Below are 17,994 nucleotides of genomic sequence, written 5' to 3'. Positions count from 1 at the left end.
CAACTCCTCGAACACACCTGGCAACAGCGCCTCGACCACCTCATCGCCGAAGACGGCCACCTCACCAACCCACCCGGGATCGAGCGGCCGGACCGCTACGCGACCGACACCGACACCGACACCGACACCGACAGCAGCTACCCCGCCTAGTGTTCCACTCAGCGGCACACGTGATTGTGGCCCGTGCGGCCGGAGCGCGAGACTGACCGGCATGACAGAGAAGACCAAACTCACCGCTGCAATCGTCGGGTCCGGCAACATCGGCACGGACCTCATGTACAAGCTCGAGCGCAGCGAGTACATCGAACCCAAGTGGATGGTCGGCATCGACGCCGAGTCCGAGGGGATGAAGCGTGCAGCGGACCACGGACTGACCTGCATGTCCGGCGGCGCCGACGAGCTGCTCGCCTCGATCGAGGCCGGCGGAGAGAAGCCCGACCTGCTGTTCGAAGCCACCAGCGCCTACGTCCACAAGGCGTACGCACCCAAGTACGAGGCGGCCGGCATCATCGCCATCGATCTCACCCCGGCCGCGGTCGGCCCGATGGTCATCCCGCCCGCGAACCTGCACGAGCATGTGGACGCCCCCAACCACAACATGGTCACCTGCGGCGGCCAGGCCACCATCCCGATGGTTCACGCCGTCTCCTCGGTCGTGCCGGTGGAGTACGCCGAGATCGTCGCCTCCGTCTCGTCGGAGTCGGCGGGGCCGGGCACCCGAGCGAATATCGACGAGTTCACCGAGACCACCAAGCTCGCCATCGAGAAGGTCGGTGGCGCCAAGCGCGGCAAGGCGATCATCATCCTCAACCCGGCCGAACCGCCCATGATCATGCGGGACACCATCTTCTGCGCGATCCCCGAGGATGCCGACCACGACCTCATCACCACCGCCATCCGTAAGCGGGAGAAGGAGATCCAGGCATACGTGCCGGGGTACCGGCTGCTCCAGGAGCCCCAGTTCGACCCGCCCACCGAGATCACCGGCGGAATGGCGCGCGTCGCGATCTTCGTCGAGGTCGAGGGCGCTGGAGACTTCCTCCCGCCGTACGCAGGCAACCTCGACATCATGACCGCCGCCGCCACCAAGGTCGGCGAGGACATCGCCAAGACCAAGCTCGCCAAGACCACGCCCGCCCACACCACGCTCGGAGTGTGAGAACCATGGACAAGACCAACCCGTACAACGTCGACGCCCGCGCGTACAGCTCTGACCTCGATATCCGTATCACTGACTCGTCACTGCGCGACGGCTCACACCACAAGCGGCACCAGTTCTCAGTTGACGACGTCCGCGATGTCGTCGCCGCGCTCGACGGCGCCGGCGTCCCCGTCATCGAGGTCACCCACGGAGACGGACTCGGCGGTGCGTCCTTCAACTACGGCTTCGCCAAGTCCTACGACCAGGACCTCATCAAGGTCGCGGCGGAGACGGCGAAGCAGGCCAAGATCGCCTTCCTCACGCTGCCGGGCCTGGGTATCAAAGACGACATCCTCGCCGCCCGCGACAACGGCGGCTCCATCTGCCGCGTCGCGACGCACTGCACCGAGGCCGACGTCTCCATCCAGCACTTCGGCTACGCCCGCGAGCTGGGCCTCGAGACCGTCGGTTTCCTCATGATGAGCCACACCCAGCCGCCGGAGGTGCTGGCCAAGCAGGGTCGGATCATGGCCGACGCCGGCTGTCAGTGCGTCTACATCGTCGACTCGGCGGGCGCGCTGGTCATGGACCAGGTCTCCGACCGCGTCGCCGCGCTGGTCGCCGAGCTCGGCAGCGATGCCCAGGTGGGTTTCCACGGTCACGAGAACCTGGACGTCGGGGTCGGCAACTCGATCATGGCGATCCGCGCGGGCGCCCAGCAGATCGACGGCTCCACCCGCCGCTTCGGCGCGGGGGCCGGCAATACGCCTGTCGAGGCCCTGGTGGGTGTGTGCGACAAGCTCGGCATCACCACCGGGGTGGACTTCTTCAAGATCGCCGACGCCGCCGAGGACGTGGTGCGGCCGCTCATGCCCACCGAGTGCGTGGTCGATCGCTCCGCGCTGATGCTCGGGTACGCGGGGTGCTACTCGTCGTTCCTCAAGCACGCCGAGGGCCACGCCAACCGCTACGGCGTGCCGTCGTCGGAGATCCTCATCCGCGCCGGTGAGCGCCGTCTGGTCGGCGGCCAGGAAGACCAGCTCATCGACATCGCGCTGGAGATCCAAAAGGAGCAGGCGAACGCCTGATCGGCCCGGCCTGACCGATCCCGGCGTCGACCTCTCACGTCTCGCGGCCGGTGAGGCCGTTCGCCCAGGCCACGACCGGATCGAGGGTGGACTCGTCGATGAACCTGATGGGCTCGCGCGCGAGGATCAGCCTCGCCGCGGGCTCATCGGGTGTCTTGCGGAGCCGCGACCGGAGAACGGCCATGAGCGCCCGGTCGAGCGGCCCGAGCCGGGTCGGGTCGAAGTCGCCCCGCAGCTGGAAGGTGGCGACCGCGCGGCCGGAGGCTGCGACGAGGGCGTCGGCGAGAGTGGCGCGCCCGGGGTCGTCGGTGGGGGACATGCCGACGACGACGAGGGCCGCACGTCCGGGGGCCGAGCGGATCGCTCGGATTATTCGACGGCGCCCTCGGATCCTCGTGGCGTACAGGGGCGAGAGCACGATCAACGGGTCTGCCTCGGACGCCGTGGCGAGGTCGGCGAGCTTTGTGGCCGGCGTGCCGAACCGCGAGGCGAGGGCGGTGGCGTACCGACGGGTGGACCCGTACCGGGACGTGAAGGCGACGACGGGGCGGTTCACGGACCCAGTCTGTCAGCAGTCGGTCCTACAGCGGGTTGAGTCCTTGCTTCTCGCCGGATTCGGAGTAGGTGTACCAGCCGCTACCGGTCTTGCGACCCAGGTCGCCGCGCTCGACGAGCCGAGCCACCGTTTCGGCGGGCTCGTCCGCCGGGTCCCCGGACTCGGCGAAACGCTGCTTCTTGACCAGGTAGCCGATGTCGATCCCGGTGAGGTCCATGAGTTCGAACGGCCCCATCGGGTAGCCGAGCGCGGTGCGGCACGCGGTGTCGATCGCAACGACGTCGGCATATCCGCCCTCCAACAGGCGTAGCGCCTCGTCGCGGACGGCGCCGAGGATCCGGTTGGCCACGAAGCCCGGGATCTCCTTCTCCAGTACCACCGGGGTCTTTCCGATTTTCTCCACGAACGCGGTCGCGGCGGCCATGGTCTCGTCGGAGGTCTCCGGTCCGCGCACCACCTCGACGCACTTCATGACCAGCGCGGGGTTGAAGAAGTGGATATTGCAGAACCGCTCCGGGAGCGGCACGGCCGAAGCCATTGAGGAGGGGACGAACGACGACGAGTTGGACGCCAGGATCGCCGTGTCGGGAGCGAGCGCGGCCAGCTCGGCGAAGAGCGAGCGTTTGACGTCGAGCTTCTCCACCGCGGCCTCGATCACCAGGTCCGCCGTTCGCGCAGCGGTGTCCCGGTCGGTGGTTAGGGTGAGCCGGTCGAACGCAGCGTCGCGCTGCGCGGCGGTCATCCGGCCCTTCGCGACGTTGGACTCCATGCGCGTCCGCAGCATGGACTCGGCTCGGTCGAGCGCGGATTGGTCCAGGTCGGTGCAGGCCACGGTGAGCCCGGCGTTGGCACAGACCATGGCGATCTGCGAGCCCATGGCCCCGGAACCCACCACGAGGACGGTGCGGATCGGCGTCATCCCGCTCACTGGCCCTGGAACTCGGCGGTGCGCTTGCCCAGGAACGCGGCGGTCCCCTCGATCTTGTCCTCGCTGCCGTACAGGACGGCCTGCGCCAGGCGTTCCACCACGAGGCCGGTGCCCTGGTCCGCGTTCATCCCGGCGCGCACGACCAGCTTGGCCAAGCGCACGGCGAGCGGCCCCTTGGCGGCGATCGTCGCGGCGGTGCCGCGGGCGGCATCGAGCAGGGCGTCCGGGGCCACCACCGAGGTGACGAGCCCGATGCGCAGCGCCTCCTCGGCGTCGATGAACCGGCCCGTGAGGATCATCTCGATCGCTCGACCCGTCCCCACCAGCCGCGCCAGGCGCTGGGTACCACCCGCTCCGGGGAGCACGCCGAGGTTGGTCTCGGGCAGGCCGAGCTTCGCGCGCTCGGAGGCGATCCGGATGTCGCACGACATGGCGAGCTCGCAGCCGCCGCCCAGGGCGAAGCCGTTGACGGCGGCGATGGTGGGCTTGGGGAAGTTCTCGATTGCGTCGAACACCCGCTGCATCGCGGATTCCAACGCGGTGGAGGGCGTGTAGTGCTGCAGCTGGTTGATGTCGGCACCGGCGATGAAGGCCTTGTCGCCGGCGCCGGTGATCACGAGGACGGACACCTCGTCGTCGTCCCTCACGTGGTCGAGCACTGCGGTGAGGTCGGTGAGTACCTGCGCGGAGAGGGCGTTACGGACCTCGGGCCGGTCGACGGCTATCAGACAGACGCCGTCGGAGATCGCGACGTCGAGGGTGGGCGTCTCGGGAACGGGGGAGGTCATGAGGTCTCCGGGGTGAAGTGGTGTCGGTAGGGCTCGCGGCCGTCGACGGGGATGAGGGTGTTGAAGGCGAAGCGCAACTGCCTGCGGATGTAGGTGTCGAGGTCGTACAGGCGACCGAAGTGCCAGTATTTGAGGGCCCAGGCGTGGGCGAGCATCACCAGGTCGTAGACCATGAGATCCACGTCGACCGGGGGGAAGACACCGGCGGCGACTCCGGCCTCCACGGCCTCGCGCAGTGGCGCGGCCGTGGCCACCTCCAGCTCCATGATCCGGGCCTGTCCCTCGGGCGGGAGCGTCCGGCTTTCCCGGTACGTGAGGGCCACCGCGCCCCGGTTGGCGTCGATGATGCGCACGTACCTGTCGAAGCCCGCGGCGATCCGCTCCACGGGGTCGTCGCCGGCAGCGTCCATGGCCGGAGCGAGTTGATCCGAGAACGCCTCCAGGATGCTGACGATCGCCTCGAGGAGGACCTCTTCCTTGCTACCGAAGTAGGTGTAGATGGTTCCCACGCTGACCTCCGCCTCGACGGCGAGCGCTTGCATGGACATCTGGTGGAACCCCGTGCGCTCCATGACCGCTACGGCGGCATCGAGGAGCTGTCGACGCCGGGACCGGACCCGGGCGCGGCGTACGCCGTCCCCGATGTCGCTGCTCGTGCTGGAGGCGGTCATGAACGGCGTGGCCCTCTCGTCGAACGCCCCGGCAGGAGCTAGTCACCACCATATTGCACGGGGCAACGCATGGTCAGAGCCCGATGTCCTTGGCGATGATGGTCTTCATGATCTCGCTCGTCCCGCCGTAGATGGTCTGGATCCGCGCGTCGACGAACGCCCGGGAGACCGGATACTCGCGCATATAGCCGTAACCGCCGTGCAGTTGCAGGCACCGATCTGCGACGCTGACCTGCAGCTCGGTCGTCCACAGCTTGAGACGCGCGGCGCGGGCCGCGGTCAGCTCTCCCGCCACGTGCTCGGCGATGCAGTCCTCCAGGTAGGTGCGGGCCAGGTCCAGCTCGGTGGAGATCTGGGCCAGGACGAACCGGGTGTTCTGGAAGGACGCCACCAGCGAGCCGAAGGCTCTGCGCTCCTTGACGTAGTCGATGGTCGTCGCGAAGACGCCCTCGGCGGCGGCGACCGCGCCCACGGACAGGGACAGCCGCTCCTGGGGCAGGTTGTGGACCAGTTGGTCGAAACCCTGACCCTCCGAGCCCAGCAGGTTCTCCACCGGAACCCGCATGTCGGTGAAGGACAGCTCCGAGGTGTCTTGTGCCTGCAGGCCGATCTTGTCCAGGTTGCGCCCCCGCTCGAATCCGGGGGTGTCGGCATCCACGACGAGCAGTGAAAGCCCGCTTTGGCGGTCAGGCGAGGTGCGCACGGCCACCACGAAGAGATCGCCGTTCTGACCGTTGGAGATGAAGGTCTTGGCGCCGTTGACTACATAGGCGTCGCCGTCTCGGACCGCGGAGGTGCGGATCCCCTTCAGATCCGACCCGGTGCCGGGTTCGGTCATGGCGATGCCGAGGACGGTCTCGCCCGAGACCGCGCCCGGTAGCCACCGTGCTTTCTGCTCCTCGGTGGTCATGTCCGTGAGGTAGGGCAGGACCACGTCGTTCTGCAGCGAGAAGGCGATCGCCTCGGACGCGGCTCCCGCGCGCGCGACCTCGTCGATGAGGACCGCGTTGTATCGGTAGTCCTCCACACCCGGACCGCCGTGCTGCTCCGGGACGGAGAAGCCCAGCAGGCCCAGTTTGCCGGCCTCGGTGAACAGCGAGCGATCGACGCCGTGCGCGGCCTCCCACGCCTCGTGTCTCGGTGCGATCGTGGCCGCGACGAAGTCCCGGGCCACCTCGCGGACCGCATGGTGCTCGGGTTCGTACCCCGCCCGCGCGCTCATCGGTCGGCTTCCTGTCCGGCGAGGGCTCTGGTGATGGTGCTCATGGCGGGTCAGCTCCTGGCGCTGGTGGAGGGGGCGTCGGTGAAGAGCCCCGCGGCAAAGTCTTCGGCGGCCTGCCGGGAGGCCTTGTAGTGGACCTTCTTGCCCGTGGCGGTTACGGGCAGCGAATCCACGATCCGGTATGCGCGGGGACGCTTGTAGTCCGACAACATGGGATGTGCCCGGCAGTGAGCGTCGAGTTCCGCGGCGGTGGGCTCCGCGTTGGCGGCCGGCACGATCAACGCCACGACCATGCGTCCCCACTTCTCGTGGGGAACTCCCACGACCAGCGAGTCGCCCACGGAGGCGTGGCCGTTCAGGGCCTCCTCGACCTGGACCGGGTGGACGTTCTCCCCGCCCGAGACCAGCATGTCGTCCTTGCGGCCGACGATGGTCACGAACTCCTGGGCGTCCCAGGTGGCGAGGTCGCCGATGTGCAGCCACCCGTTCTTGAACTTCGCGTTCTCCTTCTCGGACGCGTTGAAGTAGGTATTGGCGCACTTGGGCGAGCGGATGATCACCTCGCCCACGTCCTCACCGTCGCGGTCCACCACCTCGTGCGGCTCGGCCAGACGGTCCTCGAACAGTTGGACCACGCGCACGTCATCGTCGATGCACGAGCTCCCGGCGGTGCCAGCCTTCTCGGTGACGTCGCCCGGACGGAGGAAGGTGTTCCAGAAGCCCTCGGTGGTGCCGTATCCGTTGAAGATCCGGGGATTGAGGACCTCCTGGTAGCGCAGTGCGGCCTTCCGCTCGAGCGGGGAGCCCATGGTGACGATGCCGCGAAGCGTGGACAGGTCCCGAGGTTGCCTCTCCTGTTCGACGGCGAGCATCGCCAGGTTGGTGGGGGCACCGATGAGGAAGGTGACGCCTTCGCGCTCAACCATGTCGAGGGTGAGTGCTGGGTCGAAGGCCCGCATGGGGATCACGCGCCCACCAAGGTAGAACGTGGGGTTGGGCCCGCCCGAGTAGAGGCCGCCGCGGTGGAACCACGGCGTCATGTTGAGCGTGGTGTCATCGGGCGTCAACGGGAAGTGCATGATCACGTCGTGCGCTGAGAAGATCTCGATCATGGCGTTCATCGGCACGGCCTTGGGCATGCCGGTGGTTCCACTGGTGTAGAGGCGGGTGGTCTCGTCCCACACCGTGACGTCGGTGTCCGGGAACTCGACTGGATCTACGGACAGTTCGGACCAGGGGAGCGTGGTGCTGCCGGTCACCTCGACGGCGGGGGCGTCGCCGACGCCCACGATGAGCGCCGGCCGGTGGGACGCGTGCTCGAAGACGTCCGAGATCATCTCGTTGAGCGAGGTGTCGTAGATGAACGCCGTGGGCGCGCTGAGTCCGAAGATGTACGCGGTCTCCCCGGCGGCGAGGCGGAAGTTCATGGGCGACCCCACGGCGCCGATCGCCTGGGTGGCCAGGTACAGCTCGGCGAACTCCTCGCCGTTGAAGAGCTGGTAGGCCACGACGTCGCCGGGGCCGATGCCCGCGGCCAGCAACCCGGAGGCGATGCGTCGGACACGGTTGCCCAGCTCGGCGTAGTCGATCGTCTCGCCTGTCGCCGGGTCCGTGAGCGCGGGACGGTGCGCATACCTGGTGGTGTTGCGCCAGAACGCGTTGATGTACGTGACGTCCTTCTCGAAGAACTCCCGGTACGGGGTGGGGTCGTAGTTCATGTCAACCCGCCATCGTGAGGCCACCGCTGACGCTGATGACCTGTCCGGTGATGAAGGAGGCGTCGTCCGAGGCGAAGAACAACACGGGCGCGGCGACCTCCTCGGGGGTGGCCAGTCGGCGCAGCGGGATGGCGCGGATGAGTGCTTCTTGCAGCTTCTCGTCCTGCGCGCGGAACAGCGGCGTGTCCGTGGGCCCGGGGCACACGCAGTTGCAGGTGATGCCGTAGCGGGCCATCTCGCGCGCCAGCGACTTGGTCAGGGCGATGACGCCGCCCTTGGCGCCGGCGTAGATGGTCTCGCCCGAGCTGCCGACGCGACCGGCATCGGAGGCGAGATAGATCAGCCGGCCGCCGTCGCCGGACTCGGTCATGGCGGGCAGGAACACCGATGCGAGGTGGACCGGGCCCATGTAGTTGATCGCCACGACCTTCTCGGCGAACTCGGGGCTCGCGTTGAGGAACTTGTCGGTCCGGTCCCACCCGGCGGCGTTGACCAGGATGTCCGGGGCGCCCACCCGCTCGGTGACGGCACCGCGGAGGGCCTCGACCTGAGCACGGTCGGAGATGTCGCAGGTGAAGGCGGTGATGTGCTCGGGGTCCGTGGTGGCGGTCTCCTCGGCGGCCTCGCCGTTGAGGTCGACGGCGAGGACCCTGTGCCCGCGGGCGGCGAAGGCCAGGGCGGTCGCGCGGCCGATGCCGGAGGCGGCGCCGGTGACGAGGACGGTTCGCTGGGTCATGGTGTGCTCCTTCAGGTGGGGTTGAGGCGGCCGGGGCTCAGACGAACTTCGTGAAGTCGGCGGGGCGCTTCTCGGTGAAGGCGTTGGCACCCTCACGGGCCTCTTCGGTGGAGCCGAAGAGGTCGAGCGCGGTCATGGCCATGTTCGAGAACCCGGCCTGGTGGTCGGTGTCGGCGTTGAAGGACTGCTTGAGGAAGCGGATGGCGGTGGGGCTCTTCTCCGCCACCTCGGCCGCCCACTGCTTGGCCTCGGCCATCAACTGGTCTCCCGGGACGACCTTGTTGACCAGGCCCATGTCCAAAGCCTCGTGCGCGGAGTACAGGCGGCACCAGAACCAGATCTCCCGGGCCTTCTTCTCGCCCACGACGCGGGCCAGGTACGCGGAGCCGAAGCCGGCGTCAAAGGATCCGACCTTGGGGCCGGACTGGCCGAATCGGGCACTCTCGGACGCGATCGAGACATCGCAGAGCACGTGCAACACGTGCCCGCCGCCCACCGCCGCGCCGTTGACGGCGGCGATGACGGGCTTGGGGATGTCGCGGATCAACTTGTGCAGGTAACCGATCTCGAACATGCCGGACTCGGATGGGCCGTAGTCACCGGTCTCGGCGCGCTGCTTGACGTCGCCCCCAGTGCAGAAGGCCTTGTCACCGGCACCGGTGAGGATGACTGACGAGACCGAACTGTCGGCCATCGCCGCACGGAAGGCCCAGGTGAGCTCCTCGACGGTCTGTGCGCGGAAAGCGTTGTACCGGTCCGGACGGTTGATCGTGATGATCGCGGCACGGTCCTCGACGACGTAGGTGATGTCGGCATAGCTCTTGCTCATGGAGTTCTCCTCGGGGCTTTGAATTGAATGAACACTCATTCAATGCGAGGAGCGTATGTGACCCGCGTCATGTTGTAAAGGGTGGAGAGCAACTCCCCCGTCGCGGTCCAGCGCGGAAAACCCCGGGCGGGTGCCGCAGCGGATCGCTACGGCACCCGCCCGGGGTGCAACAGAACAGGGGGCGCTATTCGGAGTAGGAGACCTCGACCCGATCGGTCTTGGGCAGCAGCTGACAGCTCAGCACGTACCCCTCGTCGACCTCTTCGGGATCAAGGATGCCGTTGTGGATCATCTCGACCTCGCCGGACTTGAGGATGCAGGCACACGCCGAACATTCGCCCTTGCGGCACGAGAACGGCGCCTTGATCCCCTTGGAGAGCAGGACGTCGAGGAGCGGGGTGTTGCGGGGCCACGAGACCTCGTGGGTCTCGTCGTCGAGCTCCACGATCGCGGTGGCCGGGCCGACCCCGTCGTCACCGGGGGAGTCGTCGATCACGATCTCGGCGAAGGGATCGCCCTCGATCGAGGAGAAGACCTCGGTGTGGATGAGGTGCATGTCCGCGCCCGAGCGGCGGAGACCGTCCTTGACGGTCTCCATGAACGGCGCCGGCCCGCAGATATAGGAGTGTCGCTTGGAGGCGACCGGGTGCAGGAGGTTGCCGATCATCTCGGGGGACGGGATCCCGGACACCGACTCGAGCCAGTGGAGGATGGTGAGCCGGTCGGGGTTCTCCCGCTGGAGGGCCTGCAGCTCGTCCTTGAAGATGACCGACTTCTCGTCGCGGTTGGCGTAGACCATGACGATGTGGCCCGTGCCCTGGGCGAGCGCGGATTTGAGGATCGACATGATCGGCGTCACGCCCGACCCGGCGGCCAGGAGGATGAAGTCCTGGTCGAGGATCTTGGGCGTGAAGATCCCCGACGGCGCCAGGACGTGCATGGACATGCCGGCCTCGGCGTTGTCGCAGAGCCAGTTGGAGCCGTAGCCGTCGATCGTGCGCTTGACGGTCACCTTGAGCTTCGGGTCCTGGGTGGGAGAGCTCGAGAGCGAGTAGCAGCGCGCCACGGACCCGGTCTGCTCGCTGGGGATCCGCAACGTGAGGAACTGCCCGGGGGTGTACCGGAAGTCGTGCTCGGCGCCGGCGGGGATGTCGAAGACGATCGACTTGGCGTCGGCGGTCTCCGCGATCACCTCGGTGATGGTGAGCTCGCGCACGAAGGAACCGAGCTGTGGCGTGACGGTCATGGGTGGGAAGCCTATCGCTTGGATGCGGCGGGGAACCGGGTCACCCCGGGGCGGTTACTCCGGGGCGTACAGCGGGTTGACCATGTGGTCGGAATCGGCGGGATCGACACCCTCGGTGAGGGTGATGAGTCCCTCTGCATAGGCGTACCGGATGCTCGCGAGCATCCGCGGACAGGTGTCCTCACCCTGCGGCCGCTCGCCGCCCGCACGCCATTCGGTGAGGACGGGACACGAGCGGTCGCTGCCCTCGCTCCACTGGATGGACGTGTGCTTCTCGCTGTTCTTGCGTACGGAGACGCAGGTGCCGCAGCTCCGGCACTCGACCGGTTGGAAGCCGTCCCGGGTGTAGGTCTCCCGATCCAGGTCCGTGTAAGCGTGCAGACGCGCGGCGCGCGCCGGGTCGATCTCGTCCCAGGTGGGCGCGCGCCGCGAATCGTCTCGTTTGAACATCACTGCTCTGCGCGGGCCGCGTCCGCCTCGCCGGCGACCTCGGCCATGCCGGTGTACTGCGTCTGCTCGTCGGAGATCTCGACCTCGCCGGCGTCCTGCCTGCGCATGTTCTCCGCCACCTCGCTCTCCCAGAACTGGTTGGCCGCGGTGGTGTCGACCTCGAACTCGAAGCGCTCCTGCATCTCGGGCTCGACCTTGTCGCGGTCCACGTAGAACTGCTCGTACCAGCGCCGCAGCTGGTAGACCGGGCCGTCCTCCTCGCACAGGAGGGGGTTGGCGATCGCGGACTTCCGCTGCCAGATGCGGACGTCCTGGAGGAAGCCCTCGCCGAAGAAGGTGGCGATCTTGGCGGCCATCTTGGCGGACGTCTCGTCGTCGAATCCCTTGGGCTTCTTGACGGACAGGCCGTACATCAGCACAAACGAGTTCTGGTCCACCGGGTAGTGGCAGTTGATGAGGATCGCATCGGTGACGAAGTCGCCGTACATCTGCTTGAGGGGGTTGATCATGTACGCCGGCCCGAAGTACGAGGCCTCGGACTCCAGGAGCGTGTCGCCGTACTTGCCGCCCGTGGGGTCGTGGTCCGGCCGGCCCTTGGTGTTGAGGTACTGCGTGGCGACCTGACCCTCGAAGACGTTCTTGAAGTACGTCGGGAAGGCGAAGTGGATGTAGTAGAAGTGCGCCATGTCGACGACGTTGTCGACGATCTCCATGCAGTTGGAGCCGGAGATCTCGAGGCGGTTCCACTCCCAGTCGGTCCACTCGCCGGTGCCGTACTCCGCGATCTCGGGGATCGCGTCCTCCTCACGGGGCGGGTTGCCCTCGTGGTCGTGCCAGAGGAAGACCTGGCCGGACTGGACGTGAGTGATCCACGCGCGGGTCTTGGCCCGGAGGGGGACACGCTTGGCGTAGGGGATGCCCTTGCACTTGCCGTCGCCACCCCAGCGCCAGTCGTGGAACGGGCACGCGATGTTGCCGTCCTTGACCTCACCGTCGGAGAGGTCGCCACCGAGGTGGCGGCAGTAGGCGTCGAGGGCCTTGATCTCGCCCTTGTCGTCTGCCCAGACGACCAGCTTGGTGCCGAAGGCGTGGATGGAGTGCGGTTTGCCGTCGCTGAATTCCTTGACGGTGCCGATGCAGTGCCAACCGCGGGCGTAGCGCTCGCGGGCCTCACCGGTGTCGATCTCACGGATGGCTCCGGGGGACGCGGACGAGAGGGATGCGGTCATGATGATCCTCCTGAGGACATGAGCCGGATGAGAACAGGTTATAGACTCGCGGTGCGAGTCACAACCAATCCGCGTAAACGCTGGCACGGGGTGCCATAGCCTCGCATCCAGCGGGTTGAACCTGGTGTAAAACTGTAACGTGTTCTAGTCTAGAGCCAATAACCCCGAGAGCGCCAGAGAGGGATCACATGAGCGAGCACGCCAACCACGAGGTAATCGACCGGATCAAGGCCCTGCTGCCCGGCTTTGCCGAGCGCGCGCAGGAGACCGAGGATCTGCGGAAGGTGCATCCCCAGAACATCGCGGAGCTCGACGAGGCCGGATTCTTCAAGCTCTGCCAGCCCGCTCAGTGGGGCGGTTACGAGGCCGACATGGAGACCTTTTACACGGCGGCGATGACCATCGCGACGGCGTGCCCGTCCACCGGCTGGTGCGCCAGCATCCTCGGTATCCACAACTGGCACCTCGCGCTGTTCCCGCAGCAGGCGCAGGAGGACGTGTGGGGCTCGGACAGCACCGTGCGCATCTCCTCGTCGTACGCCCCGATGGGCGCGGCCAAGAAGGTCGACGGCGGGCTGCTCCTCAACGGCAAGTGGTCCTGGTCCTCGGGCTCCGACCACGCCGACTGGGTGTTCGTGGGCGGCCCCGTTCTGGACGACAACGGCAAGATGGTCGACTTCTGCACGTTCCTCGTGGAGAAGTCGCAGTACGAGATCCTCGACGTCTGGCACGTCGCCGGACTCAAGGGCACCGGTTCCAACGACATCCTGATCAAGGACGCGCTCATCCCCGAGCACCGCGTCCTGTCCTTCGGTCTCATGGCGGCCACCAAGAGCCCGGGCCTCGAGGTCAACACCAACCCGATCTACAAGATGCCCTGGGGCACCATCCACCCCACCACCATCTCGACGCCTATCGTCGGCATGGCCTTCGGCTGCTACGAGGTCCACCGCGAGCACCAGCGGGCCCGCGTCCGCGCGGCCTTCGGCACCAAGGCCAAGGACGACCCGTTCGCCAAGGTCCGGCTCGCCGAGGCCGCGGGCGACATCGACGCCGGGTGGTTGCAGCTCATGCGCAACATCCGCGAGGAGATGGACCTGATCAAGGCCGGCGACTACCCGAGCATGGATCTCCGGACGCGCGCCCGTCGTGACCAGGTCCGCGCCACCCAGCGCTCGATCGACGCGATCGGTCTGCTCTTCCAGAACTCCGGGGCCCGCGCGCTCGAGGTGACCTCCCCGATCCAGCGTTTCTGGCGCGACGCCAACGCCGGGCGGGTGCACGCCGCCAACGAGGCGACCAAGGCGTACATCATGTACGGGCAGAATGAGTTCGGCGAGAAGATCACCGACTCGATGGTCTGATCCGCCCTCACGGATCGAAAGGACTGGCAATTATGGCGATCAGCAACTTCGGGTATGTCCGCGTCTTCGCCACGGACATGGCCGCCTGGCTCGAGTACGGCACCAAGGTTCTGGGCTTCGTCGTGGGCTCGGGCGACGACCCCGACTCGCTCTACTTCCGTATGGACGACCACCCGCACCGGTGGATCATCGTCCCCGGCCCGGAGGACAAGCTCTCCGCGGTGGGCTGGGAGTGTGCGAACGAGGCGGAGTTCGACGACGTCAGGCGACGCCTCGACGCGGCCGGGGTCGCCTGGCAGGAGGCCCCGGAGGAGGTCAAGCGGGACCGCAAGGTGCGTGGACTGATCACCTGCCAGGACCCGGCCGGGTTCACGCTGGAGATCTACCACACCATCGCGCTCCAGCACCGTCGCATGCCGACGCCGTACGGGCACCAGTTCGTCACCGGCGACCAGGGTGCGGGGCACATCGTGCTCTCCACCCCGGACGAGGTCGCCGCGCTGGAGTTCTACCGCGACGTCCTCGGGTTCTCGCTGCGGGACTCCATGAGCCTGCCGCCGGAGATCGTCGGCCGTCCGGCGGATGGCGAGCCCGCGTGGTTGCGCTTCCTGGGGTGCAACCCCCGGCACCACTCGCTGGCGTTCACCCCGTTCCCCAACCCGACCGGGATCATCCACCTCATGGTCGAGGTCGGATCGGCCGACGACGTGGGGCTCGGGCTGGACCGCGCGCTGCGCAAGAAGGTCAGGATGTCGGCCTCGCTCGGCCGGCACGTCAACGACAAGATGCTGAGCTTCTACATGAAGACGCCCGGAGGCTTCGACTGCGAGTACGGCTGTGAGGGCGTGCAGGTCGAGGACGACGAGAAGTGGGTCGCCCGGGAGTCGACGGCCGTGAGCCTGTGGGGCCACGACTTCTCCGTGGGTTTCAAGTAGACACCTAGGCTGGGTTCTCACGCAGCCGGGCGCAACGCCCGAACCCCGACCCGAATCCAGGGAGGACTGACTTTCAGATGAGCAGCACCGAGGAAAGCCCGGAGGGTCAGACCTTCTCCGGCCGGGATCTGCGCGACGCGCTCGGCCAGTTCTGCACGGGGATCACCGTCATCACCGCGGTCAAGGACGACGCCCCGGTGGGGTTCGCCTGCCAGTCCTTCTCCGCTCTGTCCCTCGACCCGCCGTTGGTGCTCTTCTGCCCGATGAAGACGTCGGGGTCGTGGAAGGGCATCGAGGCGGCGGGCAGGTTCTGCGTCAACATCCTCTCCGAGGACCAGGAGGACGTCTCCTCCACGTTCGGGCGCCGCGGCGACGACAAGTTCGCGGAGATCGACTGGGCCCCGAGCCCGCTGGGGTCACCGGTGATCGACGGCGTGATGGCGTGGCTGGACTGCGAGATCGAGCAGGTGCTCGACGGCGGTGACCACTGGATAGTCCTGGGGCGGGTCAACCACCTCGGGCCGACCGAACGCGAGGTCCGTCCGCTGCTGTTCTACCGCGGCGCGTACCTGAGCATCGAGGAGGACGTCGTGGACCCGACGCCCGAGCAGGAAGAGCTCGAGAACTTCATCACCTCCGCCGACTCCTACACGTGGCTGTGAGCGGCGTGGTGGACGGAGGCGGGGCGACCGGGCCGCTGGCCCGCGCCCTCGCGGAGGCCGAGGAGATCATCCGCTCGGCACCGCACGTGCGTACCGAGGAGGACGTGGCCGAGGGGTTGGAGTACCTGCTCGGCACGATCCGCGGGGTGATCGAGAGCGGTCAGCACCGCGGCCGTAGTCACCCGCAGTTGTTCCAGGCCACGGGCCCGTACACCAAGATGGGCCTGGACAACCCGGACACTCTGTACTTCTACGCCAACCTCACCGACGGCGCCGAGTACGTGGTGGAGGGCCGCCGCGGCACCACGGCGGACCTTTCCTTCCAGGTCATGGCCGGTACCTATTCGGCCGACGAGCGCGCCGCGTCGCACGCGGCGTTCGATGACCGCGCGCTGGTGATCGACTCGGGCGGGCGGTACTCGTTCCGCCTCGGGCCACCGAGGGGCGACGACGACGAGGGCGACGCCGGCTACGTGGTGCTCCGTCCCGGGACCACGATGATCGCGGTCCGCGAGGTCTACTCGGACTGGGACACGGAGGAGGCCGGCACCGCCACCCTGCGCCGTGTCGACGCGGTGGGCACCGCCCCGGAGCCGGTGACTCTGGCAGGGCAGGAGAAGTTCTACGGCAAGCTCGCGGGAGCGCTGACCGGCAGGTTGCAGACCTGGCTGGCATTCCCGGGGTGGTTCTTCGGCGAGCAGGAGCGCAACACGCTGAACGAGCCGCGTCAGACGCCGGGCGGCCTCACCACGCAGTACTCCTCCGCCGGGGTCTTCGAGCTGGAGTCGGATCAGGCGTTGGTCATCTCGGTCCCCGTAGCGGGTGTGCCCTACCAGGGTTTCCAGCTGGGCAGCATGTGGTACGCCTCGCTGGAGTACGTGCACCACCAGACCAGCCTCACGGCGGACCAGGCTCATGTGTCGGCCGACGGGATGGTCCACCTGGTGGTGTCCGATCGAGACCCCGGGCTGGCCAACTGGATCGAGACGCTGGGGCACCGGGAGGGCATCATGCAGTTCCGCTGGCAGCGGACCTGCTCGCCGATCACCCCGGAGCTGGGGCCGACGGTCCGGATGGTGCGGTTCGACGAGCTCGCGGACGCGGTCCCCGGGTACACGGAGCAGCGGGTGACGGGCGAGCAGTGGCGTGAGCGGATCGCCGCACGTCAGCGGGCCTTCGCCGACAGGAGCCTGACGTGAGCGGGGCGCTCGTGGGTGACTCGGACCGGGTCCACGTCGGCACGGTCGACGACCTGCACGCCAGCGCGTCGCGGGCGGTCGGGCTCGAGGACTTCGGGGACGGCGCGGACGGCCATCGCGAGGCGCTGGGCGTCCTGCTGGACTCCCTGCACTCCGACGCCGGCCTCACCCCGGCCGGCAGCAAGTACTGGCGATCGGTCCTCAAGGGCGCGATGGTGGCGCGGCTCGTGTCCCAGGCGGGCTTCGCCGCGGACCCGGCCCAGGCGGAGGTGGAGATCGAGCGGCCCGTCGTCGTCACCGGGTTGCCCCGGACCGGCACCACGGCGCTGCACCGGCTCCTGGGGGCCGACCCCGCCAACCAGGGGCTCGAGCTGTGGCTGACGGAGGTCCCGGGGCCGCGGCCGCCGAGGGAGCAGTGGGAGGACGACCCCACCTACCGCGGGCTACGCGACCTGTACGCCGGGTTCATGTCCGAGAACCCCGACTACGGCGGGGTCCACTTCATCTCCGCAGACGACCTCGAGGAGTGCTGGCAACTGCTCCGGCAGTCCGCCACCGCCGCGTCGTACGAGTGTCTGGCCAGGCTCGACGGCTACTCGCGCTGGTTGCAGGACGTCGACTGGGTGCCCGCGTACCGGCGGCACAAGCGCAACCTCCAGTTGATCGGCGCGCACGACCCGGAGAGGCGCTGGGTGCTCAAGAACCCCAGCCACCTGTTCGCGCTGGACGCGTTGCTCGAGGTGTACCCCGACGCCGTGGTGGTGCAGACGCACCGGGACCCGCGCAAGTCCATGGCGTCCATGTTCTCGCTGGCGCACCGGACCGCAGCCGACTGGTCCACCCGCTTCACGCCCGAGTACATCGGCTCCTCCCAGCTCGACCTGTGGGCGCGGGGCGTGGCCGAGTTCGACGCGGCCCGCGCGCGCCACGAGGCGGACCCGGGATCGCGGGCGACGTTCGTGGACGTCGACCACCGCGAGCTCATCGAGGACCCGGCGGGCGTCGTCGAGCGCGTGTACGCCGCGACCGGCACCACACTGGGCGAGGGAGTGCGGGAGACCGTGGAGGCCGAGAACGCGCGCAGCCTCTCCGGGGACCGGGCGCCCGCGCACCGGTACACGCTGGCCGACTACGGGCTCAGCACGGAGCAGGTCGCGGAGCGGTTCGCGGGCTACCGGGGCCTGGAGGAATAGCGGGGTCTGGAGGAATAGCGGGAGCGGGCCCGGTACGTC

The 17,994-nt window shown here is 68.0% G+C and carries 18 protein-coding genes; 7 read left to right on the top strand and 11 right to left on the bottom strand.

Translation table 11 applies throughout. The features are described 5' to 3' along the window. Positions 1-211: 211 nt before the first annotated feature. Both R4P08_RS14940 and dmpG read left to right on the top strand, forming a co-directional pair. Positions 212-1,159, top strand: coding sequence for an acetaldehyde dehydrogenase (acetylating) (locus R4P08_RS14940; protein ID WP_317814683.1), 948 nt, complete (start codon positions 212-214; stop codon positions 1,157-1,159). Between the two features lie 5 nt (positions 1,160-1,164). Continuing rightward, positions 1,165-2,229 (top strand): 4-hydroxy-2-oxovalerate aldolase, encoded by a 1,065-nt coding sequence (gene dmpG / locus R4P08_RS14935; protein ID WP_317814682.1) that lies wholly within the window; start codon positions 1,165-1,167, stop codon positions 2,227-2,229. Positions 2,230-2,263: 34 nt separating this feature from the next. Here the strand turns inward: dmpG and R4P08_RS14930 are convergent, their stop codons facing one another. The 11 genes from R4P08_RS14930 to R4P08_RS14880 all read right to left on the bottom strand — a co-directional run bounded on the left by R4P08_RS14930 (position 2,264) and on the right by R4P08_RS14880 (position 12,602). Further along, positions 2,264-2,785: a flavodoxin domain-containing protein gene (locus tag R4P08_RS14930; RefSeq protein WP_317814681.1), complete on the bottom strand. Its 522-nt coding sequence runs from the start codon at positions 2,783-2,785 to the stop codon at positions 2,264-2,266. Between the two features lie 25 nt (positions 2,786-2,810). Further along, positions 2,811-3,704: a 3-hydroxyacyl-CoA dehydrogenase family protein gene (locus tag R4P08_RS14925; RefSeq protein WP_317814680.1), complete on the bottom strand. Its 894-nt coding sequence runs from the start codon at positions 3,702-3,704 to the stop codon at positions 2,811-2,813. Between the two features lie 5 nt (positions 3,705-3,709). Next, positions 3,710-4,501: an enoyl-CoA hydratase/isomerase family protein gene (locus tag R4P08_RS14920; RefSeq protein WP_317814679.1), complete on the bottom strand. Its 792-nt coding sequence runs from the start codon at positions 4,499-4,501 to the stop codon at positions 3,710-3,712. After that, on the bottom strand, positions 4,498-5,172 hold the full coding sequence (locus R4P08_RS14915) for a TetR/AcrR family transcriptional regulator (RefSeq protein WP_317814678.1): 675 nt from the start codon (positions 5,170-5,172) through the stop codon (positions 4,498-4,500). Before R4P08_RS14915 ends, R4P08_RS14920 begins: the two co-directional genes overlap by 4 nt. Positions 5,173-5,245: 73 nt before the next feature. Then, positions 5,246-6,394: an acyl-CoA dehydrogenase family protein gene (locus R4P08_RS14910; protein WP_317814677.1), complete on the bottom strand. Its 1,149-nt coding sequence runs from the start codon at positions 6,392-6,394 to the stop codon at positions 5,246-5,248. Between the two features lie 50 nt (positions 6,395-6,444). Then, on the bottom strand, positions 6,445-8,112 hold the full coding sequence (locus R4P08_RS14905; protein WP_317814676.1) for a class I adenylate-forming enzyme family protein: 1,668 nt from the start codon (positions 8,110-8,112) through the stop codon (positions 6,445-6,447). 1 nt (position 8,113) lies between these two features. Next, positions 8,114-8,848, bottom strand: coding sequence for an SDR family NAD(P)-dependent oxidoreductase (locus tag R4P08_RS14900; RefSeq protein ID WP_317814675.1), 735 nt, complete (start codon positions 8,846-8,848; stop codon positions 8,114-8,116). A gap of 37 nt (positions 8,849-8,885) precedes the next feature. Further along, positions 8,886-9,677, bottom strand: coding sequence for an enoyl-CoA hydratase-related protein (locus R4P08_RS14895; RefSeq protein ID WP_317814674.1), 792 nt, complete (start codon positions 9,675-9,677; stop codon positions 8,886-8,888). 184 nt (positions 9,678-9,861) lie between these two features. Beyond that, on the bottom strand, positions 9,862-10,923 hold the full coding sequence (locus tag R4P08_RS14890; RefSeq protein WP_317814673.1) for a ferredoxin--NADP reductase: 1,062 nt from the start codon (positions 10,921-10,923) through the stop codon (positions 9,862-9,864). Positions 10,924-10,977: 54 nt separating this feature from the next. Continuing rightward, complete coding sequence (locus tag R4P08_RS14885; protein WP_317814672.1) at positions 10,978-11,373, bottom strand: hypothetical protein; 396 nt, start codon at positions 11,371-11,373, stop codon at positions 10,978-10,980. Further along, positions 11,373-12,602 carry a Rieske 2Fe-2S domain-containing protein gene (locus R4P08_RS14880; RefSeq protein ID WP_317814671.1) on the bottom strand — a complete coding sequence of 410 codons (1,230 nt, stop codon included), beginning with the start codon at positions 12,600-12,602 and terminating at the stop codon, positions 11,373-11,375. The genes R4P08_RS14885 and R4P08_RS14880 overlap by 1 nt, the downstream gene beginning before the upstream one ends. A 188-nt stretch (positions 12,603-12,790) precedes the next feature. On the opposite strand from R4P08_RS14880, the gene hsaA reads away from it, so the two are divergent. The 5 genes from hsaA to R4P08_RS14855 all read left to right on the top strand — a co-directional run bounded on the left by hsaA (position 12,791) and on the right by R4P08_RS14855 (position 17,955). Then, complete coding sequence (hsaA, locus tag R4P08_RS14875) at positions 12,791-13,966, top strand: 3-hydroxy-9,10-secoandrosta-1,3,5(10)-triene-9,17-dione monooxygenase oxygenase subunit (RefSeq protein ID WP_317814670.1); 1,176 nt, start codon at positions 12,791-12,793, stop codon at positions 13,964-13,966. 32 nt (positions 13,967-13,998) lie between these two features. Beyond that, on the top strand, positions 13,999-14,901 hold the full coding sequence (gene hsaC, locus R4P08_RS14870) for an iron-dependent extradiol dioxygenase HsaC (protein ID WP_317814669.1): 903 nt from the start codon (positions 13,999-14,001) through the stop codon (positions 14,899-14,901). A 77-nt stretch (positions 14,902-14,978) separates the two neighbouring features. Further along, positions 14,979-15,563 carry a 3-hydroxy-9,10-secoandrosta-1,3,5(10)-triene-9,17-dione monooxygenase reductase subunit gene (hsaB, locus tag R4P08_RS14865; protein ID WP_317814668.1) on the top strand — a complete coding sequence of 195 codons (585 nt, stop codon included), beginning with the start codon at positions 14,979-14,981 and terminating at the stop codon, positions 15,561-15,563. Beyond that, entirely contained in the window at positions 15,560-16,762 is a 1,203-nt protein-coding gene (locus R4P08_RS14860; RefSeq protein ID WP_317814691.1) for a hypothetical protein, read from the top strand. The genes hsaB and R4P08_RS14860 overlap by 4 nt, the downstream gene beginning before the upstream one ends. Next, a complete protein-coding gene (locus R4P08_RS14855) occupies positions 16,759-17,955 on the top strand; it encodes a sulfotransferase (protein ID WP_317814667.1) in 1,197 nt (398 codons plus the stop codon). The genes R4P08_RS14860 and R4P08_RS14855 overlap by 4 nt, the downstream gene beginning before the upstream one ends. The last annotated feature ends 39 nt before the right edge of the window (positions 17,956-17,994 follow it).

This window comes from Rhodococcus sp. IEGM 1408, from assembly GCF_033142235.1.
Classification (GTDB): domain Bacteria; phylum Actinomycetota; class Actinomycetes; order Mycobacteriales; family Mycobacteriaceae; genus Dietzia.
Note: the sequence above shows the minus strand (reverse complement) of the source record. Positions and strands in the feature narration are given on the sequence as shown.

Coding starts and splice junctions, on each gene's coding strand:
- R4P08_RS14885 (WP_317814672.1), bottom strand. CDS start 11,373: ATGTTCAAACGAGACGATTCGCGGCGCGCGCCCACCTGGGACGAGATC.
- dmpG (WP_317814682.1), top strand. CDS start 1,165: ATGGACAAGACCAACCCGTACAACGTCGACGCCCGCGCGTACAGCTCT.
- hsaA (WP_317814670.1), top strand. CDS start 12,791: ATGAGCGAGCACGCCAACCACGAGGTAATCGACCGGATCAAGGCCCTG.
- hsaC (WP_317814669.1), top strand. CDS start 13,999: ATGGCGATCAGCAACTTCGGGTATGTCCGCGTCTTCGCCACGGACATG.
- R4P08_RS14895 (WP_317814674.1), bottom strand. CDS start 9,677: ATGAGCAAGAGCTATGCCGACATCACCTACGTCGTCGAGGACCGTGCC.
- R4P08_RS14920 (WP_317814679.1), bottom strand. CDS start 4,501: ATGACCTCCCCCGTTCCCGAGACGCCCACCCTCGACGTCGCGATCTCC.
- R4P08_RS14880 (WP_317814671.1), bottom strand. CDS start 12,602: ATGACCGCATCCCTCTCGTCCGCGTCCCCCGGAGCCATCCGTGAGATC.
- R4P08_RS14890 (WP_317814673.1), bottom strand. CDS start 10,923: ATGACCGTCACGCCACAGCTCGGTTCCTTCGTGCGCGAGCTCACCATC.
- hsaB (WP_317814668.1), top strand. CDS start 14,979: ATGAGCAGCACCGAGGAAAGCCCGGAGGGTCAGACCTTCTCCGGCCGG.
- R4P08_RS14900 (WP_317814675.1), bottom strand. CDS start 8,848: ATGACCCAGCGAACCGTCCTCGTCACCGGCGCCGCCTCCGGCATCGGC.
- R4P08_RS14915 (WP_317814678.1), bottom strand. CDS start 5,172: ATGACCGCCTCCAGCACGAGCAGCGACATCGGGGACGGCGTACGCCGC.
- R4P08_RS14940 (WP_317814683.1), top strand. CDS start 212: ATGACAGAGAAGACCAAACTCACCGCTGCAATCGTCGGGTCCGGCAAC.
- R4P08_RS14905 (WP_317814676.1), bottom strand. CDS start 8,112: ATGAACTACGACCCCACCCCGTACCGGGAGTTCTTCGAGAAGGACGTC.
- R4P08_RS14925 (WP_317814680.1), bottom strand. CDS start 3,704: ATGACGCCGATCCGCACCGTCCTCGTGGTGGGTTCCGGGGCCATGGGC.
- R4P08_RS14910 (WP_317814677.1), bottom strand. CDS start 6,394: ATGAGCGCGCGGGCGGGGTACGAACCCGAGCACCATGCGGTCCGCGAG.